Below are 24,768 nucleotides of genomic sequence, written 5' to 3'. Positions count from 1 at the left end.
CGTCAGCGCGATTCCAGCTCGCTGTGCAGTTCCTGCAGTGACATCACGCCGATGTCCCCACGGATCCCCGCCTCGATGCCCTGCACCGCGGCCGAGGCTCCCTGGACCGTCGTCACGCACGGAATGTTCATCGACACTGCGGCCGAACGGATCTCGTACCCGTCGACGCGCGGCCCGGAATTTCCGTACGGCGTGTTGATCACCATGTCGACCTCGCCGGCCTTGATGACGTCCACCGCGGACGGCAGCGGATTGGTTCCCTGAGCCTCTTCGGAGTGCTTGCGCACCTCATCGCAGGGAATACCGTTGCGGCGCAGCATCTCCGCGGTGCCCTCGGTGGCCAGCACCCGGAATCCGAGATCGGCCAGGCGCTTCACCGGGAAAACCAGCGAACGCTTGTCGCGGTTGGCCACCGAGACGAAGACGGTGCCCTCGGCCGGCAGCGACCCGTATGCCGCGGTCTGGCTCTTGGCGAAGGCGGTGCCGAAGTCGTGGTCGATGCCCATCACCTCGCCGGTCGACTTCATCTCCGGTCCGAGCAGTGAATCGACCTGGGCACCATCGGCACGGCGGAACCGGTGGAACGGCAGCACGGCTTCCTTGACCGCCACCGGGGCGTTGCGGGCGATGTTGGCCCCGTCGCCGTTCTTGTTCAGCAGGCCTTCCGCACGCAACTCGGCGATGGTGGCACCCAGCATCACCCGGGCACAGGCCTTGGCCAGCGGCACCGCGGTGGCCTTGGACACGAACGGCACCGTACGGCTGGCGCGCGGGTTGGCCTCCAGCACGTAGAGCACGTCATCCTTGAGCGCGTACTGCACGTTGAGCAGTCCGACCACGCCGATGCCATGCGCGATGGCCTCGGTCGCGCGGCGCACGGCTTCGATGTCGCTGCGGCCCAAGGTGACCGGGGGCAGCGCACACGCCGAGTCACCGGAGTGGATACCGGCCTCCTCGATGTGCTCCATGATGCCGCCGATGTAGATCTCGTTGCCGTCGCACAGTGCGTCGACGTCGATCTCGATCGCGTCCTCCAGGAACCGGTCGACCAGCACCGGGTGTTCAGGGGACAGCTGCGTGGCGCGGGCGATGTAGCCCTCCAGGGTCGCCTCGTCGTAGACGATCTCCATGCCACGCCCGCCCAGGACGTAGGAGGGACGGACCAGTACGGGATAGCCGATGTCGGAGGCGATCCGCCGGGCCTGCTCGAAGCTGGTGGCGGTCCCGAACCGCGGGGCAGGCAGGCCCGCGTTGACCAGAACCTCGCCGAAAAGCCCACGGTCCTCGGCCAGGTCGATGGCGTCGGGCCCGGTGCCCACGATCGGCACCCCGGCCTCTTCGAGGCGCTTGGCCAGGCCCAGAGGTGTCTGACCGCCGAGCTGGACGATCACACCGACGACACCGGCTCCGGTTCCGTCCTCACCCTTGCCCGAGATGTCCTCGGCGTAATAGACCTCCAGCACGTCCTCGAAAGTGAGGGGCTCGAAGTACAGGCGGTCGGCGGTGTCGTAGTCGGTGGACACCGTCTCGGGGTTGCAGTTGACCATCACGGTCTCGAACCCGACCCCACTGAGCGTGGTCGCGGCATGCACACAGCTGTAGTCGAATTCGATGCCCTGGCCGATCCGGTTCGGTCCGGAACCCAGGATCAGCACCTTGGGCTTCTCGGTCTGCGGGGCGACCTCGGTCTCCGCGGCGGGATCGAGCTCGTAGCTGCTGTAGTGGTACGGCGTCTTGGCGTCGAACTCGGCCGCGCAGGTGTCGACGGTCTTGTACACCGGGTGGATGCCGAGCCGGCGACGCAGCGCGCGCACGCCCGACTCGCCGGCCAGTTCGGGCCGCAGCGCGGCGATCTGGCGGTCCGAGAGCCCGCTGTGCTTGGCCCGTCGCAGCAGTTCCGCGTCGAGCACCGGCGCTTCCAGCAGCTCGACACGCAGCGCGACCAGACCGGCGATCTGCTCGACGAACCAGGGGTCGACGCCGGAGGCCTCGGCCACCTGCTCGACACTGGCGCCCAGGCGCAGCGCGTGCTCGATGTCGTAGAGCCTGCCGTCCACCGGGGTGCGCAGGCCGGCCAGCAACTGCTCGACCGTCAGGTCGGGGTCCGGGCCCGTCCAGAACCCGGCACGGCTGGTCTCCAGCGACCGCATCACCTTGCCGAGGGCCTCGATGAAGTTGCGGCCCAGCGACATCGCCTCACCGACCGACTTCATGGTGGTGGTCAGGGTGGCGTCGGCGCCGGGGAACTTCTCGAACGCGAACCGCGGCGCCTTGACGACGACGTAGTCCAGCGTGGGCTCGAAGCAGGCCGGGGTCTCTTTGGTGATGTCGTTGACGATCTCGTCGAGCGTGTAGCCGATGGCCAGCTTGGCCGCGATCTTGGCGATCGGGAACCCGGTGGCCTTCGAGGCCAGTGCCGAGGACCGCGAGACGCGCGGGTTCATCTCGATCACGATCAGGCGGCCATCGCGCGGGTTGATCGCGAACTGGATGTTGCAGCCGCCGGTGTCGACGCCGACCTCACGCAGGATGTCGATGCCCACGTCGCGCATCTTCTGGTACTCGCGGTCGGTCAGCGTCATCGCGGGCGCGACGGTCACCGAGTCCCCGGTGTGCACGCCCATGGGGTCGAAGTTCTCGATCGAGCACACCACCACGACGTTGTCGCGGTGGTCACGCATCAGCTCGAGCTCGAATTCCTTCCAGCCGTAGATGGATTCCTCGATCAGCACGTTCGCCGTCGGTGAGGCGGACAGACCGTCACCGGCCATCCGCTCGACGTCCTCTGCCGAGTGCGCCATGCCCGACCCGAGCCCACCCATGGTGAAGGACGGACGCACCACGACCGGCAGGCCCAGTTCGGCCACCGTCTCGCGGACCTCGTCCATGGTGAAACACACGCGGCTGCGGGCGGATTCGCCGCCGATTTTGGCGACGATGTCCTTGAACTTCTGGCGGTCCTCGCCGCGCTGGATGGCCTCGAAATCGGCGCCGATCATCTCGACGCCGTACTTTTCGAGCACACCGTTGTCGTGCAGGGCCACCGCGGTGTTCAGCGCGGTCTGCCCGCCGAGGGTGGCCAGCACGGCGTCGATCTTGTTGCCGCGCTCGGCCTGCTGGGCGATGACCTTCTCGACGAACTCCCAGGTGATCGGCTCGACATAGGTGTGGTCGGCGTATTCGGGATCGGTCATGATCGTCGCCGGGTTCGAGTTGACCAGGCTGACCTGGATCCCCTCGGAACGCAGCACCCGGCAGGCCTGGGTGCCCGAATAATCGAACTCGCAGGCCTGGCCGATGACGATCGGGCCGGACCCGATCACCAGCACGTGGTTGAGGTCAGAGCGACGTGGCATTACTTCTCTCCTGCCATGAGGTCGACGAACTGGTCGAACAGGTACTCGGCGTCATGTGGGCCTGCCGCAGCCTCGGGGTGGTACTGGACGGAGAACGCCCGGCCGTTGGCCAGCCGGATACCTTCCACCACACCGTCGTTGGCGCAGGTGTGGCTGACCTCGGCGGTACCGAACGGCGTGTCGAACTGCTCCCCCGCCTCACCCTCAAGGGCGAACCCGTGGTTCTGGGCGGTGATCGCCACCCGGCCGGTGATGTGGTCGATCACCGGGATGTTGATGCCGCGGTGGCCGAACACCATCTTGTAGGTGGACCTGCCCAGCGCACGGCCCAGGATCTGGTTGCCGAAGCAGATGCCGAACAGCGGGATCCCGGCACCGAGCACCTCGCGGGTCACCGCGACGATGTGGTCGGCGGTGGCCGGATCACCGGGACCGTTGGACAGGAACACCCCGTCGGGTTTGAGGTCGGCGATCTGGTCGAACGTCGCCGACGACGGCAGCACGTGGCTGCGGATCCCGCGCCGGGCGAAGTTGCGCGGGGTGTTGGTCTTGATTCCCAGGTCGATCGCCGCGACGGTGAACCGGTGGCCACCTTCGGGTTCCACGATGTACGTGCTGTCGGTGCTGACCTGACCGGCCAGATCCGCGCCGAGCATCGAGGGCTGGTCGAGAACGCGGGCCACCAGCTCGTCCGTCCCCGCCAACGCGGTGCCGGAGAACACCCCGGCCTTCATCGATCCACGTGTACGGAGGTGGCGGACCACCGCCCGGGTGTCGATGCCTGCGATGCCCACGATGCCCTGCCGGACCAACTCGTCGTCGAGGGTTCCGCTGGCACGCCAGTTCGACGCGCGAGGCGAGGGGTCGCGCACGGCGTAACCGGCCACCCAGATCTTGTCGTCGCGGCTTTCGCCGTCCTCGGTGTTCCAGCCCGTGTTGCCGATCTGCGGCGCGGTGGCGACCACGATCTGGCCGTGGTAGCTGGGATCGGTGAGCGTCTCCTGGTAGCCCGACATGCCGGTGGAGAACACCGCCTCGCCGAGGGTCTGCCCGACCGCCCCGAACGTCGTACCGGTGAAGACGCGCCCGTCCTCAAGTACCAGAACCGCCTTGCCGGATAGGCGGCTCGCCGCCGTGCTATTGCTCTTGTTTGTCGTCATGCCTCTTCCTCCAGCCAGCGGTCGTACTCTGCGCGATTGTCGGCGCGGAACCCGGTATCGATCTCGGTGCCCGAGGGCAGCCGCCACCTGATGGCCAGGATTCCGTCGTAAGTCAGTGCCTTGCCTGCGATTCCGCGTTCGGTCCTGATCGCGGTGACCGATTCGGCGGGGATCCAGATGGGCCCGGCACCGCTGCGCTGCATCATGATTCCCTCGGGGTAACGGGTCAGCACCGCCTTGGTGCGGAAGCCGAGATCCCCCGCGGCGACCTTGTCGTTCCAGTGCGGTACCAGCGTGCTGCCGACGTACATCCCTTTGGTGGCCGCGATCGTCGCCGCACCGACGGTGTCGGGCAGCTGCGGCAGGGTGCCGATCAGCTCGGCCTGACGCTGTGCGCGATGCAGCCAGCCGCGCATCATCTGACGGATCAGGAACGCGATCAGCACGGCCAGCAGGGCGGCCAGCACCAGCGAGGCGATCAGGGTAGGTGTGTTCACCGTGGTCCCGACTTCCCGTCCAGGGCGGTGATCTTGCCCCGCAGCAGGGTGGCGGTCACGGTCGCGGGCAGCGTCATCGATTCGAAAGGCGTGTTGTCGGAACGGCTGGCCAGCCCGTCGCCTTCCACCGTCCAGGTCGCGTCGGGATCGATCACCGTGAGGTTGGCGGGCTCCCCACCTCCAGCGGCCGGCCCTGATCGGGCAGACCGACGATGGCGGCGGGCGCCTCGCTCATCACCTTTGGCGACGCCGCGCCAGGTCAGCAGGCCGGGACGAACCATGGTTTCGGCCACCACCGACAGCGCGGTCTGCAGGCCGAGCATGCCCGGGCGGGCGACCGAGAACTCGCAGCACTTCTCGTGCTCGGCGTGCGGGGCATGGTCGGTGGCCACACAGTCGATGACGCCGTCGGCCAGGGCCTGGCGTAATGCCACGGCGTCACTGGATTCGCGCAGCGGCGGGTTGACCCGGTTGCGTCCGTCATAGCTGGCCAGCCGGCCGTCATCGAGCAGCAGATGGTGCGGGGTGACCTCAGCGGTGATGGAGATTCCTTGCGCCTTGGCCCATTTCAGCAACTCCACGGTGCCCGCCGTGGATGCGTGGCAGATGTGCACCCGGGCGCCGGCGTCACGGGCCAGGATCGCATCCCGGGCGACGATCGACTCCTCTGCCGACCGCGGCCAACCGGCCAGCCCGAGCTTGGCCGCGTTCGGCCCCTCATGGGCGACGGCGCCGACGGTCAGCCGCGGCTCCTCGGCGTGCTGGGCGATGAGCACCCCGAGGCCGGTGGCGTATTCGAGTGCCCGCCGCATCACCAGCGGATCGTCTACGCACAGACCGTCATCGGAGAACATCCGCACCTGGCCGACACCGTCGGCCATCAGGCCCATCTCGGTGAGTTGCTTGCCTTTGAGGCCGACGGTGACCGCGCCGACCGGGTGCACGTCGACCAGGCCCACCTGCTGGCCGCGGTTCCACACGTGGTCGGTGACCACCGCGGAATCGGCGACCGGATCGGTGTTGGCCATCGCGAACACCGCGGTGTAGCCACCCAGAGCCGCTGCGGCTGAACCTGTTTCGATGTCCTCGGCGTATTCGCGGCCCGGCTCGCGCAGATGGGTGTGCAGATCGACGAAGCCCGGCAGCAATATCTGGCCGGCGGCTTCGATCACCTCGGCATCCTCGGGAGCCTTGAGGGCCGAACCGATCTCGGCGATCTGCCCGTCGGCGACCAACACGTCGAGCGCGTCACCCTCACCGTAGAGACGGACACCGCGGATCAGGACCGGCGGATTCGAGCCTGCGATGTGTTTCGTCATACGCTGATCGCCTCCCGATCCGCGCCCACCAGCAGATGGAACAGCACCGCCATCCGCACGTGGACACCATTTGAAACCTGTTGCAGAACAGCCGATTGCGACGAATCGGCAACCGGGAACGCGATCTCCATGCCGCGCAGCATCGGTCCCGGGTGCAGCACCACGGCGTTGCCGGGCAGCATGGCCTGGCGCTTCTCCGACAGTCCGTAGCGCACCGAGTACTCACGCGCGGACGGGAAGAACGCACCGTTCATCCGCTCGGCCTGGACCCGCAGCATCAACACCGCATCGGCGGCAGGCAGTTCGGCGTCGAGGTCGTGCGACACCGTGACCGGCCACTCGGACACCCCGACCGGCAGCAGCGTCGGCGGCGCCACCAGCACCACCTCGGCACCCAGGGTCGCCAGCAGCGACACGTTCGACCGGGCCACCCGGCTGTGCAGCACGTCGCCGACGATCACCACACGCCTGCCCTCGATGGAGCCGAGCCGCTGGCGGATGGTCAAGGCGTCGAGCAGCGCCTGGGTGGGATGTTCATGCGTCCCGTCACCGGCATTGATGACGCTGGGCCCGCCGCCGCCGTCCTCGGCGGTCCACTCGGCGAGCTGCTGGGCGGCACCCGAGGCGGGGTGGCGGATGATGAGTGCGTCGGCCCCGGCGGCGCGCAGGGTCAGCGCCGTGTCGCGTAGCGACTCCCCTTTGGCCACCGAGGATCCCGACGAGCTGACGTTGATCACGTCGGCGCTCATCCACTTGCCCGCGACCTCGAACGACACCCGGGTCCGGGTGGAGTTCTCGTAGAACATCGTGATGACGGTCCGGCCGCGCAATGTCGGCAGCTTCTTGACCTCGCGGCCCAGCAGCGCCTCACGGAACCGGTCGGCATCATCGAGGATCGCCGTCGCGTCATCCCTGGTGAGGTCCTGCGCCGATAGGAGATGACGTGTCGTCATTTCGAAATCACCACCCCATCGCGGTCGTCATCCTCGGACAGCAGCACATGGACACTCTCGGTGCGGGAGGTCGGCACGTTCTTGCCGACGTAATCGGCCCGGATCGGCAGCTCCCGGTGACCGCGGTCGACCAGCACCGCCAGCTGCACCACCCGAGGACGACCGATGTCGCGCAAGGCATCCAGCGCCGAGCGCACCGAACGGCCCGAGTACAGGACGTCGTCGACGAGGATCACCACGGCGTCGTCGATGCCGCCGGGCGGGATCGACGTCGCCGCCAGCGGCCGGGGTGGCTTGAAGTTGAGGTCATCGCGGTAGAGCGTGATATCCAGAGCTCCGTGGGCGACGTCGATGCCGGCGAACTCGTTGATCTTGGCGGCCAGGCGCGTGGCCAGCGTCACGCCGCGCGTGGGGATGCCCAGGAGAACGACCCGCTCGCGTTCGGCGGGATCGTCAAGAGCGGTTTTTTCGATGATCTGATGGGCGATCCGGGAAATGGTGCGGCCGACGTCCGCCGCAGACAACAATTCCCGGTCGGCACTTGAAGAGCCCATAAGGTGACCCTGACCTCCTTCTCCGCCTCTCGGGACGGATCGTTAAAGGACGTCGAACTGCGGGGTAGCTTAGCAGGCCGCAAACGTCCGGCCCGCCACGGTCACCTCGCGGAGTCGCTCAATACGGCGTCCAGTTCTGTTCCCTTTGTCTCGGGCAGCAGCACGGTCGAGACGATGCTGACAACGACGAAAGCCGCCATCATCGCCCCAACAGCCCAGCTACCCAGTGTGGCCACCAGAACTCCGGCGACCAACGGTGGAATGGCCCCGCCCACGATGCCGGCCAGGTTGAACGAGAGACCGGCGCCGGTGTAGCGGTAGCGGGTGGCGAAGATCTCAGGCAGGAAGGACCCGATCGGCCCGTAGGACAGGCCGAAGATGCAGAAGATGCCTGCGATCGCCACCGCGAAGGCCACCGGTGAACCGGAGTCGATCAGCGGCATCACCACGAACGCCCATGGCAGGGCCAGCCCGAAGCCGGCGAGGATGACGCGCCGGCGGCCGTACCGGTCGCACAGCACCGCCGAAATCGCCGAGAAGGTCATCAGCGCGACGCCGGCCAGCACCCCGACACCGAGGATCAGGCTGCGCGGGTGTCCGATGCGGGTGCTGGCGTAGCTCATCAGGTAGGTGCCACCCAGGAAACTCATGGTGAAGATGCCGACCATGCAGCCCGCCGCGAGCGCCACCTGCCGGGTCTGGGTCCGGAACAGTTCGCTCAGCGGCGCCTTCGGCACGCCACCGGTCACCTGCTCCCGGGCGAAGACGGGCGTCTCGTCGATGCTCAACCGCACATACAGCGCCACGATCAGCAGCACCGCGCTGAACAGGAACGGCAGCCGCCAGCCCCAGTCCAGGAACACGGCGCTCTTCTCGCCGACGGTCAGGCTGACGATGAAGACCACGAGGTTGCTCACCGCAAGTCCGGCACCCGCACCGAGCTGGGTGAACATCCCGTACATCCCGCGCTTTCCGACGGGCGCGTACTCGGCGCTCAGCAGCGCCGACCCCGCCCATTCCCCACCGACGGCGAAGCCCTGCAGCAGCCGCAGGACCAGCAGGATGATCGGTGCGGCGACGCCGATGGTCGCCGCACTGGGCACCAACCCCACGCACACGGTCGACAACCCCATGATCAGCAGCGTCGCGATCAGAGTCTTCTTGCGGCCCAGCCGATCTCCGAAATGGCCGAACACCGCGGCACCGATCGGACGGGACAGGAACGCGACCGCGAACGTGCCGAGTGAGGAGATGGTGGCCATCGTGGGCCCCATGTTCGGGAAGAACACGTGGGGAAAGATCAGTGCCGCGGCGGTGCCGTAGATATAGAAGTCGTAGAACTCGATGGCCGTGCCGATGAAGCTCGCAAACGCCACCCGCCTCATGGGGTTGGGCGCGGGGGTGGACACTCCGTCGATCTGGTCCTGCTGGGTCATCTGCCTCTTCTCACGCCGCGATCGTCGCCTGAGAAGTATCACCCAGACTCGGCTCAGGACATCTCGAACCCGTGATAGTCGGCCACCGCCACGCCGTCACCGATCTGCTTGTAGACACCCACCCCGGCGACGAAGGGCAGGAAGACCCGCCGTTTACCCGGCACGTTGGCGCCCATGTACCACGATGCCGCGCGCGGCAACAACGTGAGATCGGCCGTGTCATTGGTGATGTTCACCCAGTTGTCCTCGGCTTCACGATCGGCCTCCATGCGGTTTCGCCCGTGTTCGCGCAGGTGCACCAGGGCCGCACTGATCCACTCGACGTGATACTCGATCGAGGTCAGCATGTTGGAAAGCACCGAGGGACTCTGCGGCCCGGTGACGGTGAACAGGTTCGGGAACCCCGCCGACATCAATCCCAGATACGTCCGTGGTCCCTCGGCCCACTTTTCCCGAAGCGTGCAAGCGACTCCGTCCCGGTCGACGGCGCGGATGTCGATCGCGTTCAACGCCCCGGTCATGGCGTCGAATCCGGTGGCCAGAATGATCACGTCGAACTCGCGCTCGGTCTCGCCGGCGAGGATTCCGCGTGCGGTGATGCTGCGGAGCGGTTCCTCGTTGAGGTCGACCAACTCCACGTTGTCCTGGTTGTAGACCTCGTAGTAGCCGGTGTCGACGCACAGCCGCTTCGCCGCGATCGGGTATTCGCGCGGCGTCAGCTTTTCCGCGAGTTGCGGGTCGGTGACCTTCTGCCGGATCCGGTCGCGGACGTACTCGGCGGCCGTCTCGTTGGCCTCCGCATCGAGCAGCAGATCGTAGAACGACTGCTGGAAACACAGTCCGCCGTCGTCCCAGCGCCGGGTGAGTTCGGCACGCGTGGCGTCGCCGTCGAGGTCGCCGAAGAAGGGCGGCAGTGCCAGACCTTCACCGCACTGCGCGCCGCCCCGGGACAGCCGGCTGATCTCCCGGAACTGCGGGTAGTGCTGCTTGACCTCGGCGAGTTCGTCGGCGATCGGGCGGTTCCGCGCGGGGACAGCATATGGAGGTGTGCGCTGAAACACCGTCAGCGCTCCGACCGCCGGTGCAATCGCGGTGATCGTCTGCACGCCAGAGGACCCCGTGCCCACGACCGCAACCCGCTTGCCTGCCAGATCCGCTCCGTCCGCGGGCCAGTTCCAGGTCCAGAGGATGTCACCGGTGAAGTCGTCCTGTCCGTCGAACGAAGGCTCCAGAGGTTTGGACAGGCATCCCGTCGCCGCGATGACGAAGGTCGCGGTGACGCAGCCACCAGATTCGGTAGTGGTGCGCGTAGGGGAATCGGTGGTAACGGTCCACTCGGTTCGGTCGCCATCGAAATCGAGTGCGACAACCCGGGTGTCGAAGGTGATGTCGGGGCGCAGGTGGTAGCGGTCGGCGACGTGCTTGGCGTAGGCGAGCAGTTCCGGTTGGGCGGCGTAACGCTCGGTCCAGTTCCACGACTGCTGTAGGTCTGGATCGAATGAATAGGAATATTCGATTGATTCGATATCGCAGCGGGCGCCCGGATAGCGGTTCCAGTACCAGGTACCGCCCACCTCGGGACCGGCCTCGAGGATGCGCGCGTCGAATCCGAGCTCGCGCAGCTTGTAGAGCTGGTAGAGGCCGGCGAATCCGGCGCCGATGATGATCACGTCGTGATCGGCCACCACTCACACCGCCTTTCGGCCGGACCGGTACGCGTCGATGAACGTGCCGATATGGTTGGCCACCAACGACATCCCGGTGTGATATCCGGGCAGGATCTTCGCCATCTGGAAGTACCCGTGCATCTGGCCCGCCGCCTCCTCCAACGTCACCGTCACCCTGGCTTCGGCGAGCGCGGCGGCGTAGGCGACGCCCTCGTCGTGCAGGGGGTCGCATTCCGCGACATAGACGAGGGCTGGTGGAAGACCGGCAAGGCTGGGTGCCCGCAGCGGCGAGGCGTCCGGGTTCGTGCGCGCGGCCTGATCCGGGAGGTAGTGCGCCCAGAACCAGAGCATGGTGTCCCGGCCGAGCATCAGCTGGTTTTCCGGCGCCACGTAGGAAGGTCGGTCGAAATCGCAGTCGGTGACCGGGTAGATCAGGGCCTGGTAGCCGATCCGCGGACCCTGCCGGTCGCGGGCCCACCGCGCCATCACCGCCGCGATGTTGCCGCCGGCACTGTCCCCGGCCACGATCAGCGGAACGCCTTCGGGGACAAAATCCGTTGAATGCGCTGCGGCCCAGCGCAGCCCGATCCAGCTGTCTTCGAGCGCGGTCGGGAACCGGTGCTCGGGCGCCTTGCGGTAGTTGACCAGGACCACAGTCGAGCCAGTGAGGTTCGCCAGATCCCGGCCGAGGTGGTCGTACTGCAGATCGATGTCCCCGATCACCCAACCGCCACCGTGGAAGTACACGATCATCGAACGGGATTCGCCTTCGGGGACCAGGACCCGAACCCGGAACGTTCCCCCGTCCTCCCCCTCGAGCTTGACGTTGTGCACGGCGGCAACCTCGGGTCCGCGCCCGCTCATGCCGGCGAAGATCGGTCCGGCCATCCGCGCCATCGCCGGCGTACCTTCGTGCATCGGTGGATCCCGCGTCTCGGCGAGTTGCGCCAGCAGTGCCCGGCTCACCGGCTCCAACGGCATGATGTACCTCCTTTCGTCCTCAGGTCACCGCTGGATCGACTTGATCTCGAGGAACTCCTCGAGCCCGTACACACCGGCCTCGCGCCCGTTGCCCGATTGCTTGTAGCCGCCGAAAGGGGCGTTGGCGTTGAAGGCGCCCGCGTTGATCTGCACCTGGCCGGCCCGGATCCGGCGCGCGATGTTCTCGGCGCGCTCGGGTGAGGAAGACCAGACCGCGCCGGCCAGGCCGTACTCCGTGGCGTTGGCGATCCGTACCGCTTCGTCCTCCGAGTCGTAGGCCTCGATCGCGAGAACCGGGCCGAAGACCTCTTCGCGGTGGATCGTCATGTCCTCGGTGACATCGGAGAAGACCGTCGGCCGCACGAAGGCACCGGGAGTGCCGGTTTCGGTTTCGCCGCCGGTGACCAGGCGCGCCCCTTCGGTCACCGCGGTGCGGATGTAGCCGAGCACCCGTTCCTGTTGGGCCCGGGATGACAGGGGGCCCAGTGCGGTTCCTTCGTCGGTGGGATCACCCACCGGTAACGCGTCGGCAGTCGCCTTGGCGAGCGCCTCCACCTCGGCGAGGCGGTCGCGCGGGACGATCATGCGGGTCAGCGCCGAGCAGGTCTGCCCGGAGTTGAGCATCATGGTCTTGACCGATGCGGGCACGACCGACCCCAGGTCGGCGTCGTCGAGAATGATGTTGGGGCTCTTGCCTCCGAGCTCGAGCGAGACGCGCTTGACGGTGCGGGCGGCGACTTCCTGTACGCGCCGGCCGGCCCGCGTGGACCCGGTGAAGCTGACGATGTCGACGTCGTCATGCCCGGCGATCGCCTCGCCGACGTCCGCTCCGGTTCCGAACACCAGATTGAAAACTCCTGGAGGAAGGCCGATCTCGTCGATGATCTCGGCGAGCCCGAGCGCGCACAGCGGCGTCACCTCGCTGGGTTTGACGACGACGGTGTTTCCCGCGGCCAGTCCGTAGGCGACCTTCAGGGCGATCTGGTGCAGGGGGTAGTTCCAGGGGGTGATGGCGCCCAGCACGCCGAACGGTTCCCGCACGATCGTCGATCCGCGGCACTCACTCTCGAACTCGTACCCACGCACGATGTTGGCGGCCTCGGCGAAACTGTTGAGGGGCAGCCCCAGCTGGATCGCCCGGGAAATCGTGATGGGACAACCCATTTCGGAAGAAATGATGCGGGCCAGTTCCTCGGACCGCTCGGCCAACTTGCCGGCGATCGCGGTGAGGTGGTCCGCCCGCTCCCCGACCGGTGTTGCCGACCAGGCCGGGAAAGCAGCACGGGCGGCTGCGACGGCGGCGTCGACATCGGCGACGGTACCCGCCACCACCTCGGCGATCACCTCGTCGTTCGCCGGGTTGACGACGGGTATGCGGGTGCCGCCGCTCGACACCGCCCACTTGCCGTTGATGTAGTTGCTGTCCTGGATCTGCATTGCTGCCCCCTGTTCGGTTCAGTGGTCGGCGTCGGAATAGACGACGAGGCCGCGAAGATTCTTGCCGTCGAACATGTCCCGGTAGCCCTGATTGATGTCTTCCAGGCGGTAGCGGGTAGTGACGAGTTCGTCGAGTTTGAGATTGCCGGAGCGGTAGAGATCGAGCAGCCGCGGGATCTGGGTGCGGGGTCCGACACCGCCGAACACCGCGCCCTGGACCCGCTTCTGCAGCAGGGTCAGCTCGAACAGGTTGAGATCGACGGTCGACTGGGTGAAATCGCCCATGCCGGTGACGATTACCTGTCCGCCCTTGCCGGTCAGGCTCAGCGCCTGCTGGATGTGTTCGCCCTTGATCTCACCGACCGTGATGATCGAGACCTCAGCCATCTTTCCCCACGTCAGGTCGGGCAGTTCGGCCGCGGCATCCGCCACGGTGGCGAAAGTGTGGGTGGCGCCGAACTCGAGCGCCTTCTTCCGCTTGAAGTCGACCGGGTCGATCGCGACGACGAACCGGGCACCTGCGAACTTGGCACCCTGCACGGCGTTGATGCCGACGCCGCCGACGCCCATCACCACGACCGTGTCGCCCGGGTGGGTGTCGCCGATCTCGGTCGCCGAGCCCCAGCCGGTGGAGACCCCGCAGCCCAGCAGAGCGGCCACCTCCAGCGGCACGTCCTTCTCGATCTTCACGACCGAAGCCTGGCTCACTGTTACGTACGGCGCGAAGGTGCCGAGCAGGCACATCTGGATGACCGGTTGGCCGTCGCGTGTCACCCGGTACGTCTTGTCGGCGACGGCCTGACCGGTCAGCAGCCCGGCGCCTTCGTCGCAGAGGTTCTGCAGACCGGTGGCGCACGACGGACACGTGCCGCACGCCGGAATGAAGGCAAGGACGACGTGATCGCCTTCTTCCAGTCCGGTGACGCCCGGGCCGACCTTGGTGATCACGCCGGCGCCCTCGTGCCCGCCGAGTACGGGCATGAACGGCACCGGGCTGCTGCCGGCGACGACATGTGCGTCCGAATGGCACAGGCCCGACGCTGCCAACCGCACCTGAACCTCACCGGCCACCGGGTCGCCGAGCTCGACCTCACAGATCGTCCAGGGTGCGCCGATTTCCTCGACGACAGCGGCCTTTACCTTCACAAGCGCCTACCTTCACGTGCCACCGGACACAGTTCCGGGCGAACTGAGATGTGAATCACTCCCCCGAACCGTAGAGCGGTAGGCCGCCGTCCGACAGGACAGTCCCGGCCACAACGCAACATTTCCGGCCACTTCGGAGGTTCACACTCTCGTTGACGGCGCACGGCAGGTCGGCAAAACTGGCCAACATGACGTCGGGTCTCGCCGAATATGCAGATCAGGGGCCACTGCCCAGTTCCCCGGTCCTGCAGTCGACCAACCGGGTCATAGCGGCCATGACCGACCCCTGGGACCATCCGCGCACGGCGGTTTCGGTCGCGATCATGTGTGATTGGGCGGCACAGCGCGGCGTTCCCGCCGAGTCCGTGCTGGCGGGAACGCACCTCGACGCCGCCGCGTTGTCCGACGTCGACACCGTCGTCGAGGCCAGTCAGGAACTCGCGGTGATGCGCAACCTGGCCGCCGTGACGGGGAATCGTCCTGGTTTGGGAGTGGAGCTGGGCAGCCGGTACCACCTCACTGCGTACAGCTACCTGGGCTATCTCCTGGCCGCCTCGGCCAGCGTGCGCGACACCGTCCACCGAGGTCTCTACTACGCGATGCTCACGTTCGCCTTCTCGACGATGACGGCCCGCATCGATGACGGCCACTACGTCCTGGCGTTCGAGGCCGACGACATGCCCGAAGGCATCCGGCGGTTCGTCGTCGAACGTGATCTGACCGCGGTGATGCAGCTTCAGCGCGACACCTTTCCCGACTTCGACGCGGTCCCGCTGCGCGAGGTCAGGTTCGCCTTTCCGCCACAATCGGTCGAGGGCTCCGTCGACGTCTACCGGGACTACTTCCTGGTTCCGGTGTCCTTCGGGTGCGATCGGAACGAGATCGTCTACGACGCCGGATATCTCGATCTGGTACCACCGATGGCGAACACGCACACCACCCAGCTCATGGTGGCTCAGTGCGACCGCATCCGTGCCGAGCGACTGCACCACACCGGCGTCACTGCGCAGGTGCGCGCACATCTACTGGATCAGTCTGCTCTCGACCTCTCGCTGGAAGACGTGGCACTGCACCTGCACTACGCCTCTCGAACATTGCGCAGGCACCTCGAACGCGAGGGCACCACGTACCGGGCCGTACTGGATGAGGTGCGCCGCAGCGTCGCCGACAATCTCCTGCGCGACCGCACGATTGCGCACTACGAGATCGCCCACCGGCTCGGCTATCAGGACTGGTCGAGTGTGGTCAGGGCCCGCCGGCGCTGGCGTCGTGGGTGACGTCCGGAGGTAGCGCGTATGACGCCGGCGCCGCTGGATAGGCTGGCCCGGATGAATCTCGACGGCAATCAATCGTCCATCCGTGAGGCCATCGACGCCGGGCTGCTGGCCGGCGCGGTCACGCTGGTGTGGCAGGCGGGCAAGGTCCTTCAGGTCAACGCCCTCGGACACCGCGACGTCGATGCGGGGCTGCCGATGCAGCGCGACACCATCTTCCGGATCGCGTCGATGACAAAGCCTGTGACGGTGGCCGCGGCGATGGCGCTGGCCGAGGAGGGCAAGTTCAGGCTGAACGAGCCGGTGACGAAGTGGCTGCCGGAATTGGCCGACATGCGGGTGCTGCGCGAGGCGCGCGGACCGCTGGACCGCACCGAGCCCGCCCGGCGGCCCATCACCTTCGACGACCTGATGACCCATCGCAGCGGCCTGGCCTACGTCTTCTCGGTGCTGGGTCCGCTGGCGTCGGCCTACGGCAAGCTGTCGCTGCGCCAGGACCAGGACCGCTGGCTGGCCGAGGTGGCCAAACTGCCGCTGGCCCATCAGCCCGGTGACCGCCTCACGTACAGCCACTCCACCGACGTGCTGGGGATCGCGCTGTCCCGCATCGAGGGCAAGCCGCTGTCCCAGGTGCTGTCCGAGCGCATCTTCGCGCCACTGGGCATGAGCGACACCGGTTTCTCGGTCGACGCGGCCGGCCGGCGCCGGTCGGCGACGATGTACCAACTGACCGCCGACAACACCCTGACCCACGATGTGATGGGTCCGGCGCCGATCACCGATCCCCCGTTCTGCACCGGCGGGGCGGGGCTGTTCTCCACCGCCGACGACTATCTGAAGTTCGCCCGGATGTTGTTGGCCGGCGGCACCGTCGACGGGGTGCGCGTCCTGTCCGAGGAGTCGGTACGGGTGATGCGCACCGACCGGCTCACCCCCGAGCAGAAGCAGTACCCGTTCCTGGGGGCACCGTTCTGGGTCGGCCGGGGCTTCGGCCTGAACCTGTCGGTGGTGACCGATGAGGCGAAGTCGCGCCAGTTGTTCGGCCCGGGCGGACTGGGCGCCTTCAGTTGGCCGGGCGCCTACGGCACCTGGTGGCAGGCCGACCCGTCGGCGGATCTGATCCTGATCTACCTGATCCAGAACCATCCGAACCTGGGCGTGGACGCCGCTGCCGTCAGCGGCAACACCTCGACGGCGAAACTCCAGACCGCGCAACCCCGATTCGTCCGCCGCACGTATCAGGCACTCGAGCTCTAGCTCACAGGCACTCTGCGGCAGCCAGTTTGGCCTCGGCGATCCGGTAGAGGCCGTCGAGTGCGGACTCCTCGATACTGAGGTACTCGCAGACGACGTCGCGGGCCACCCCGGCGTCGCGCAACCGCAGGGCCAGCGAGTACGGCAAGGGCAGCTGACGTAGCGCCTGTTCGCGTGTCTCGCCCTCGTCGGCCATGCGATCCAGGATGCGACGGATCGGCCGGTCCGAACCGAGTAACCCCATACTCGAATCAGCGGTGCCGTCGGGGTAGCAGCGCGATCAGTTCGGCCCTGGTGGACACCCCGGTTTTCGCCATCGCACGGTAGATGTGCCCCTCGACGGTGCGCACCGAGAGCCGCAGCCGGTCGGCAATCGCCCGGCTGGACAGCCCCGCACCGATCAGCATGGCGATCTCCCGCTCCCTGTCGGTCAGGGGCAGACGCTCGGCAGCGGCGAGCAACGCCGGAGTGGCCAGACCGCCGCATGTGTCGGCCAGTCCCCTGGCCCGCGTCGCCGACGCCATCGCCGAGCCACGCATGTCCCTGCGCCGGTAGGCCACCGCCGCAAGGCCGGCGGCGTCAGCCGCGGCCACCAGGTCCCCGAGTTCCTCGAATTCGATTGAGACCTTTGCCAACCCGTCGCCGTCATCGTGGGCAAGGGCGCGGCACATGGCGGCGGCGGCACCGACCCGCGGCCCCTCGACCAGCCCGGTCAACTCGTCGAGCCGGTCCGCGCGGGAATGGTCGCCGAACTGCGCCGCGGTCTGTAGGCACAACACCTCGGCCGCCAGCTGTCCCTGTGCCCCGGCGGTATCGGCGGCATCGAGCGCGATGGCAACGGCTTCCGATACCGCACCCTGGGTGGCAGCCACCCAGGCCCGCACCAGGGTGTGTTCATAGGCGAGGTAGCGCCAGCTGGCATGACGGCGTTCGTCGAGTTCAGCCAGGGTGCTGTCGTCGGCCAGGCCCCGGATGGCCAGTGCCGTGACCCGCGGCAGGTGGAATCGGTAGCCGAACCCGTTGGTCTCCCCCGCGGCCCGCATCATCTCGACCACTGGATCCAGCAGTTCGGCCGCGAGGCCCAGCTGACCGGCTCCCGAGGCGACACGGCCTGTCAGCGCGACGCCGAACAACTGTGCTGCTCCGGGCAGGTTCGCGGCGTGCCGGTTCAACTGCTCGGCCTCCTCGCGCGCCTCACGGATCCTCCCGGCCAGCAGCAGCGCACCGATGTGTGCGTCGGCGATGACGAACCGCGTGTGCGCGGCATCGAAGGAACTGTCCGTGATGCGGTAACCGGCGTGGGCGGCGGTGACGGCCTCGTCGGCGTGGCCGGCATCGCCGCACGACGCGGCTACCGCCCACGCGGTCACCGCACCAACGATGGCCGGCAGAGCGTCCAGATCCAGGCCACTGAACGCAACCCTGGCCCGCCCCGGATCGCCCATCGCGGCCCAGTACACCGTGTAGAAGGCGTCGATACAGGCGCGCGCAGCGGCAGGGATGTCCGCCGCCGCTTCGTCGACGTGCCGCTTGGCACCGGCCGGATCGGCGAGCGACCACAACATGTTGGACGCCCGCAGGAAGGCCAGCCGAGCCCGTCCGTCGTCGGTGAGGTCGCCGAGCTCGATGGCGTCGAGCACCGCGTCCGATTCCTCACCTCGACTGAGCCACGACAAGGCGTGCGCGCGAATGAATTTCGCCTCTGCGTCGGCGCCGGCCTCGATCGCCCCGTGGGCCAAGCGGTCGGCCAGCGCCAGATCGGACAGCCACACCGCACCCTGTGCCGCCCGGGTCAACAACTCGGGATCGAGCGGCAGGTCCGAGTCGAGCATCAGCGAGGCCCGTCGTACCACCACCCTCATGGCGTCGCGGTCTTCCCGGTCACCCAGCGCAGTCGCCACGAGCCCCCGCAGCCGGCGCAAGCGAGAACCCGGCACCCGGTTGCGCCGCACCTCGGCGTAGAGCGGGTGGGCAACGCGGACCTCGCGGTCGGTGGCATCGATCGTGATCAACCCACGTGTCTCGGCAACGGCCACCGAATCGGCATCGGTGATCGCGGTCAGTCGGTCCAGCTGGATCGGCTCGGCCACCGCCAGGACATCGATGACCTCACTCACCGCAGGCGGAAGGGCGCCGATCCTCGTCTCGATCAGTTCGACCAGCCCGGGCGGCATCACCGGATCCCCGGTCCACCGCCAGGTGCCCTCCTGGCAGGCGAGCCGCCCCTGCGCGACCTCCTGTTCCACGATGTTGCGCAGATAGAGCACGTTGCCGCGGGTCAGCCGCCACAACCGCTGCGCCGCTTCGGGATCGAGCGGCCCGCCGAGCGCGGCGGTCAGCAACTGGCTCGACTCGTCCCGGGACAGCGGCTGGAGGTCCAACCGCTCGAACCGGCCACGGTCACACGCCGTCAGCACCTCGACGGGTACCGGTGAACCGGTACGCACGGTCAGCAGGAGCTTGGCAGCACCGCGCTGCACGATCTGCTGCAATACGAAACCCGACAACCCGTCGAGCAGGTGCGCGTCATCGACACACACCATCACCGGGCGGCCGTTCGACACAGAGGTCAGGCCGTCGATCACCCTGCCGACCAGCGCCACACTGTCGGCGTCGGAGGTTCCCACCCATCGGGCGAACGTCCCCAGCGGCAGGGCTCGGGCAGCTGATGTGCCCACCGCCCAGCGGGTTTCGTGACCGTTGCCACCCGCTGTGGAGAGCGCCTCACGGGCGATACGGCTTTTGCCCACCCCGGCAGTTCCATAGATCACGATTCCGGACAGTTCGGCGGAGGCCAGCGCGGCGTCGATCAGCCGGGTCTCCTCCAACCGCCCCGTCAGCGGCCAGGCGAGTCGCACGCATCGACACTAAGCCCAGGCCCGGTCGTTAGCAGCGTTAACGACAAACTTCGATGCTGTCAGAAACCTGGTCGAGCCGAGCGTGGTCACCGACCGGTGCTGCCGTCGATAAGTTCGCGCAGAATGTCGGCGTGACCTGCGTGGCGGCCGGTCTCTTCGATCATGTGGGTGAGGGACCAGCGGACGCTGGCCGCGGGCCGCCCCGGCCGCGACCTGGGAAGCGGCGCCGCGAGATCCGTGCAGCCGTCGAGCACCTCGTTGGCGCGCTCGACGGCATTCCGGTAGCCGGCCACCACATCGGCAATGCTGTCCGACGGTTCGACAGTGAACGTCGACTGCCAGTCGGAGACGTCGTCCCCGAGAAAGATCCACCGTTCGACGTAGGTCAGGTGATTCAGCAGGCCGAGGAGCGTGGTGCCCGACGGCACCGAAGACGTCCGCGCCATCGGTTCGGGCGCGCCCTCGACCTTCGCGGCGATCGACGTCCGGAGGTAATCGAGAAATCCGCGCAAGACCTCGGCTTCGCTGTTCGCGGTCCGCGGCGGCGGATTGTCCTGCCTGCGCTGCTGGCTTGTGTGCACCCTGCCCAGTATCAGCGCGATGGTGCGCTACGGCACGGATCTTGCTGTCCGGGCAAGGTGCCGCTCAACCCGCCAACGCCTGACGGGCATACGCGCGCACATCGGCGTCGGTGTCGTCCAGCGCCACGGTGAGGGCCTGCCGGGCGATCGACTCCGAGCTCGCCCACCGGCTCAGGCTCAGCACCGCGGCCTTGCGGACGTCGAGATGCTGGTCGTCCAGCGCCCGCGACAGCGTGGGAACCGCCACCTCCGGCAAGGCTCCGGCCAGCGCCCGGGCCGCGCCCTGGCGGATCTGCCAGGCCGACTCGGTGAACGCCTTCTCGACGCTCACCACGTCGTCGTCGGTGCAGCCGACTGCGCCAAGGGAGGCCAGGGCCGCCGCCCGGACGAGCGGATCGGGGTCGTCCAGCGCCACGCGCACCGCATCGGCACCGGCGCGCAGGGTCGCGAGTCCACCCACCGCGGCGATCCGCACTTCCCGGTTCTCGTCGGTGGTGGCGGCCGCCACCCCGGTGTGGTCGTCGACCGACACCAGCGCCCGCACCGCCTCGATCCGTACCCGGTGATCGGCATCGGTCGATGCGACCCGGTAGGCCTGGGCATTGCCGACTCGCCGGGAACTCAACAGATACACCGTGACCGCACGGACCACCGGGTCCGCGGACGCCAGCCGGTCGGCGAAGGCAGCTGGGTCGGGTAGCACCTCGACGAGTTCCCGTACCGAATCGGCGGTTTCGCGCCGTACCTCGGCGTCGTCATCGGCCAGCGCGGCCACGAGCACGGGCTGGTACCCGTCGGGCAGATGCTCGACGAGGGTGGCAACCGCGGTGCGGCGCACGCCCGCATCCGGATCGGTCAGGTAGGTGCCCAGATCCTCCAGCGAGGGCTCCTCCAACGCCAGCACCGCGGCGATGCGCGGTGACGGCGGTTGCGCGGATCCGGTGGGACGGACCCTGGAGCGTTCGGCTGCGGGAGCCCGGCCGGCGTGCAGATCGGGCTGCTCGACGGTGGTCACCGGGTCGTGGGAAGTCAGATGGTCCAGCTCGGGTACCGCGACGAAGTACGGTGCCACCGGCCGCTTCACGAACTTCATGGCGCCGTCGGCGTCCTTGTAGAGGTTGAGGTGGTAACGCCACTGCGCGTCGTCGCGCTCCGGCAGGTCGGCCCGCTCGTGGTACAGACCCCAGCGCGATTCGGTCCGGGTCAGCGAGGATCGGGCCGCCATCTCCGCGCAGTCCCGAATGAAGGACACCTCCGCGGCGCGCATCAGTTCGTGGGGGGTGCGCGCGCCGATCCCCTCGACCTCGGTCGTCATGCGCTCGAAGGTCTGCACCGCGATCGACAACTTGGTGGCGGTCTTCGGTGGTGCCACATAGTCGTTGACGAACCGCCGGAGCTTGAACTCGACCTGCGGCTGCGGCGGACCGTCCGGTTGCCGCAGCGGGCGGTAGATGAGCTCGTGGGCCTGGGCCACCTGATCGGCCGGAAGTCCCTACACACGCCAGGTCCCCGGCCGCGTACAGCCCGGGCACCGTGGTGCGGGCATGCTCGTCCACCCACACGCCGGATGCGGAATGACCTGAGCACAAACCGATCTCGGAGATGTGCATCTCGATGTCGTGGGTGCGGTAGTCGTGCCCGCGATTGGCGTGGAACGTTCCGCGGGTGGGTCGCTCCGTGGTGTGCAGGATGTTCTCCAGCGTGGTCAGCGTCTCATCGGGCAGATGGCTGACCTTGAGGTAGATCGGCCCCGGGCCGATTCGATCTCCTCCTTGACCTCGGCCATCATCTGCCCCGACCAGTAGTCGGAGTCGACGAACCGCTCCCCCAGCGCATTGACCTGATAGCCGCCGAAGGGGTTGGCCACGTAGGCGCATGCTGGGCCGTTGTAATCCTTGATCAGCGGATTTACCTGGAAGCACTCGATTCCCGACAGTTCGGCGCCGGCGTGGTAGGCCATGGCGTACCCGTCACCGGCGTTGGTGGGGTTCTCGTAGGTGCCGTACAGATAGCCCGACGCGGGCAGCCCGAGGCGGCCGCACGCCCCGGTGGACAGGATCACGGCCTTGGCCGCCACCGTGACGAATTCTCCTGTGCGGGTGTTGAATGCGGCCGCACCCACGGCCCTGCCCGCTTCGGTCAGCACACGCACCGGCATGAGCCGGTTCTCGATGCGGATCTTCTCGCGCATCGAGCGCTGGCGCAGCACCCGGTACAGCGCCTTCTTGACGTCCTTGCCCTCGGGCATCGGCAGCACATAGGAGCCGGATCGATGCACGCGCCGCACGGCGTACTCACCGTGCTCGTCCTTCTCGAACTTGACTCCGTACCGCTCGAGCCGCTGCACCATGGCGAATCCACGGGTCGCGGTCTGATAGACGGTGCGCTGGTTGACGATTCCGTCGTTGGCACGGGTGATCTCGGCGACGTAGTCCTCGGGCTCGGCCTTGCCCGGAATCACGGCGTTGTTGACGCCGTCCATGCCCATGGCCAGCGCACCCGAATGCCGAACGTGGGCCTTCTCCAGCAGCAGCACCTGGGCGCCGTTCTCGGCGGCGGTCAGCGCCGCCATGGTGCCCGCGGTACCACCGCCGATCACCAGTACGTCGCAGTCGATGCGGATCGCGTCTGAAACAGAGGGAATCTCGGTCAATTCGGTCACGGTTGCTCCAGGGCGGCAATGATCTCGGCGCGCAGCGCGGATCGTTCGGGATGGTCGGTTCGGGGCTGGGCCACCTCGATCAGGGCGCGCAACGGCTGACCGGCGCGACCGAGCACCGCGACGCGGTCACCGAGCGTGAGCGCCTCGTCGACGTCATGGGTGACGAACACGATCGTGGTCGGATGCGCCTGCCAGGTATCGATCAGCAGCCGCTGCATGGCCGCCCGGGTCTGGGTGTCCAGGGCCGCGAACGGCTCGTCCATCATGACCGCGCGCGGTGCGCCGGCCAGGCCGCGTGCGAGCTGAACCCGTTGCCGCATACCGCCGGACAGGTTCTTCGGCAGGAAGTCGGCGAACCCGGACAGGCCGACCTCGGCGATCCAGCGGTCGGCCCGCTCCCGGCGTGCCGCCTTGGACTCCCCACCGCGTCCATTGCGCGGCTCGCCGCGGAGCTGCAGGGCCAGTTCGATGTTGGACCGCACGCTGCGCCACGGCAGCAGCGCGCTGTCCTGGAACACCATGCCGCGGTCCCGTGAGGTGGTGGCGACCGGGTCGCCGTCTGCCAACACCCGGCCGCCGTCGGGCCGCAGCAACCCGGTCAACGCGCGCAACACGGTGGACTTGCCGCAGCCCGACGGACCGGTGAGCACGAGGATCTCACCGGGTTCGACGGTGAGGCTCAGGTCGTCGATCACCGGGGCACCGGTGTAGGACAACCGGATTCGGTCGAGTTCCAGTCTCATGCCGGTGGCCGTCCGGGTGGCGGTGTCGGTGGGGCTCATCGCGTCGTCTCCTCACCACGCGGCAGCCAGCGGGTGGCCCGGCGGCCGATCAACTCGACCGCAGCGGCGGTCACGAAACCGAGCACGCCGATCGTGATGATGCCGACGAACACGTCGGGATAGTTCAGCACCGTGTACGCCTGCCAGGTGCGGTAACCCACACCGAGGCGGCCCGAGATCATCTCGGCCGAGATCACACAGATCCAGGCCACCCCCATGCCGACCGAAAGGCCGCCGAACAGTCCGGGCAGGATGCCCGGCAACACCACCTGGCGCAGTACGTCGAGGCGACCGCCACCGAGGGTGCGCACCGAGTCCTCCCAGATGGTCGGCAGGGCACGCACCGCATGCCGCACGCTGACCATGATCGGGAAGTAGGCGGCCAGGAACGTGATGAACACGATTCCCGCCTCGTCGCTGGGGAACAGCAGGATGGCCACGGGCACCATGGCGATCGCCGGTATCGGCCGGGCCAGCTCGGTGAGCGGACCGAAGATGTCGGCGAACCAGGCGGTGCGCCCCAGCAGGATCCCGGTGATCACGCCGACCACCGCGGCGATCCCGAACCCGGTGAGGATCCGGATCAGCGACTGCCCCAGATCCAGCCAGTATTCGGGCGTCCCCAGCCGGTTCACCAGGGCCGCAGTGATTTCGGTGACGGTCGGCAGAGTGTCGAACCGCAGACCCAGGCGCACGTCGTTGGCGGTCAGCAGCTGCCAGAGGACGACCGCGCCGACCACCGACGCCAGCCGCACCAGGCGATGTGGCCAGACCGAGGGCGTGCGCCGGGAATGCTCCACTTCCGGCGGGGCCGGAGGGTCGCCGACCGCGACGGGCGGGGTATCGGTGGT

At 67.8% G+C, this 24,768-nt stretch carries 18 protein-coding genes and 1 pseudogene; 2 read left to right on the top strand and 17 right to left on the bottom strand.

Annotation, left to right across the window (positions count from 1 at the left end):
- Positions 1-2: 2 nt before the first annotated feature.
- From carB to TX88_RS16305, 11 genes are all read right to left on the bottom strand, one after another.
- Positions 3-3,356, bottom strand: a complete 3,354-nt coding sequence (carB, locus tag TX88_RS16355; protein WP_044518187.1) for a carbamoyl-phosphate synthase large subunit — start codon at positions 3,354-3,356, stop codon at positions 3-5.
- Positions 3,356-4,516, bottom strand: coding sequence for a glutamine-hydrolyzing carbamoyl-phosphate synthase small subunit (gene carA / locus TX88_RS16350; protein WP_044518185.1), 1,161 nt, complete (start codon positions 4,514-4,516; stop codon positions 3,356-3,358). The genes carB and carA overlap by 1 nt, the downstream gene beginning before the upstream one ends.
- Complete coding sequence (locus TX88_RS16345; protein WP_044518183.1) at positions 4,513-5,013, bottom strand: PH-like domain-containing protein; 501 nt, start codon at positions 5,011-5,013, stop codon at positions 4,513-4,515. Before TX88_RS16345 ends, carA begins: the two co-directional genes overlap by 4 nt.
- Complete coding sequence (locus TX88_RS16340; protein WP_244438435.1) at positions 5,010-6,332, bottom strand: dihydroorotase; 1,323 nt, start codon at positions 6,330-6,332, stop codon at positions 5,010-5,012. Before TX88_RS16340 ends, TX88_RS16345 begins: the two co-directional genes overlap by 4 nt.
- Positions 6,329-7,285, bottom strand: a complete 957-nt coding sequence (locus TX88_RS16335; protein WP_044518181.1) for an aspartate carbamoyltransferase catalytic subunit — start codon at positions 7,283-7,285, stop codon at positions 6,329-6,331. The genes TX88_RS16340 and TX88_RS16335 overlap by 4 nt, the downstream gene beginning before the upstream one ends.
- Complete coding sequence (gene pyrR, locus TX88_RS16330; RefSeq protein ID WP_044518179.1) at positions 7,282-7,839, bottom strand: bifunctional pyr operon transcriptional regulator/uracil phosphoribosyltransferase PyrR; 558 nt, start codon at positions 7,837-7,839, stop codon at positions 7,282-7,284. The genes TX88_RS16335 and pyrR overlap by 4 nt, the downstream gene beginning before the upstream one ends.
- Before the next feature lie 101 nt (positions 7,840-7,940).
- A complete protein-coding gene (locus TX88_RS16325; protein ID WP_044518178.1) occupies positions 7,941-9,275 on the bottom strand; it encodes an MFS transporter in 1,335 nt (444 codons plus the stop codon).
- A gap of 53 nt (positions 9,276-9,328) precedes the next feature.
- Positions 9,329-10,960, bottom strand: a complete 1,632-nt coding sequence (locus TX88_RS16320) for a flavin-containing monooxygenase (RefSeq protein WP_044519473.1) — start codon at positions 10,958-10,960, stop codon at positions 9,329-9,331.
- A 3-nt stretch (positions 10,961-10,963) separates the two neighbouring features.
- Positions 10,964-11,923: an alpha/beta hydrolase gene (locus TX88_RS16315; protein ID WP_044518176.1), complete on the bottom strand. Its 960-nt coding sequence runs from the start codon at positions 11,921-11,923 to the stop codon at positions 10,964-10,966.
- A gap of 24 nt (positions 11,924-11,947) precedes the next feature.
- Positions 11,948-13,360, bottom strand: coding sequence for an aldehyde dehydrogenase family protein (locus TX88_RS16310; protein WP_044518174.1), 1,413 nt, complete (start codon positions 13,358-13,360; stop codon positions 11,948-11,950).
- An 18-nt stretch (positions 13,361-13,378) separates the two neighbouring features.
- A complete protein-coding gene (locus TX88_RS16305; RefSeq protein ID WP_044518172.1) occupies positions 13,379-14,506 on the bottom strand; it encodes an NDMA-dependent alcohol dehydrogenase in 1,128 nt (375 codons plus the stop codon).
- Positions 14,507-14,694: 188 nt separating this feature from the next.
- Between TX88_RS16305 and TX88_RS16300 the strand changes: the two genes are divergently transcribed.
- Both TX88_RS16300 and TX88_RS16295 read left to right on the top strand, forming a co-directional pair.
- A complete protein-coding gene (locus TX88_RS16300) occupies positions 14,695-15,783 on the top strand; it encodes an AraC family transcriptional regulator (protein ID WP_044518171.1) in 1,089 nt (362 codons plus the stop codon).
- Between the two features lie 51 nt (positions 15,784-15,834).
- Complete coding sequence (locus TX88_RS16295) at positions 15,835-17,037, top strand: serine hydrolase domain-containing protein (protein WP_044518169.1); 1,203 nt, start codon at positions 15,835-15,837, stop codon at positions 17,035-17,037.
- 1 nt (position 17,038) lies between these two features.
- Here the strand turns inward: TX88_RS16295 and TX88_RS16290 are convergent, their stop codons facing one another.
- From TX88_RS16290 to TX88_RS16265, 6 genes and pseudogenes are all read right to left on the bottom strand, one after another.
- Complete coding sequence (locus TX88_RS16290; RefSeq protein ID WP_044519471.1) at positions 17,039-17,230, bottom strand: hypothetical protein; 192 nt, start codon at positions 17,228-17,230, stop codon at positions 17,039-17,041.
- Between the two features lie 55 nt (positions 17,231-17,285).
- Positions 17,286-19,892: a helix-turn-helix transcriptional regulator gene (locus TX88_RS16285; protein WP_044518168.1), complete on the bottom strand. Its 2,607-nt coding sequence runs from the start codon at positions 19,890-19,892 to the stop codon at positions 17,286-17,288.
- An 86-nt stretch (positions 19,893-19,978) separates the two neighbouring features.
- On the bottom strand, positions 19,979-20,473 hold the full coding sequence (locus TX88_RS16280; protein WP_044518166.1) for a DinB family protein: 495 nt from the start codon (positions 20,471-20,473) through the stop codon (positions 19,979-19,981).
- 64 nt (positions 20,474-20,537) lie between these two features.
- Positions 20,538-23,126 (bottom strand): annotated as a pseudogene (locus tag TX88_RS16275) (fumarate reductase/succinate dehydrogenase flavoprotein subunit).
- Positions 23,127-23,131: 5 nt separating this feature from the next.
- Positions 23,132-23,917 carry an ABC transporter ATP-binding protein gene (locus TX88_RS16270; RefSeq protein ID WP_044518164.1) on the bottom strand — a complete coding sequence of 262 codons (786 nt, stop codon included), beginning with the start codon at positions 23,915-23,917 and terminating at the stop codon, positions 23,132-23,134.
- Positions 23,914-24,717, bottom strand: coding sequence for an ABC transporter permease (locus TX88_RS16265; protein WP_044519468.1), 804 nt, complete (start codon positions 24,715-24,717; stop codon positions 23,914-23,916). Before TX88_RS16265 ends, TX88_RS16270 begins: the two co-directional genes overlap by 4 nt.
- Positions 24,718-24,768: the final 51 nt, after the last annotated feature.

Origin of the sequence: Mycolicibacterium septicum DSM 44393 (genome assembly GCF_000455325.1) — a bacterium.
Classification (GTDB): Bacteria; Actinomycetota; Actinomycetes; order Mycobacteriales; family Mycobacteriaceae; genus Mycobacterium; species Mycobacterium septicum.
The sequence above is the reverse complement of the archived record's forward strand: the minus strand, read 5'-3'. Positions and strand labels throughout refer to the sequence as shown.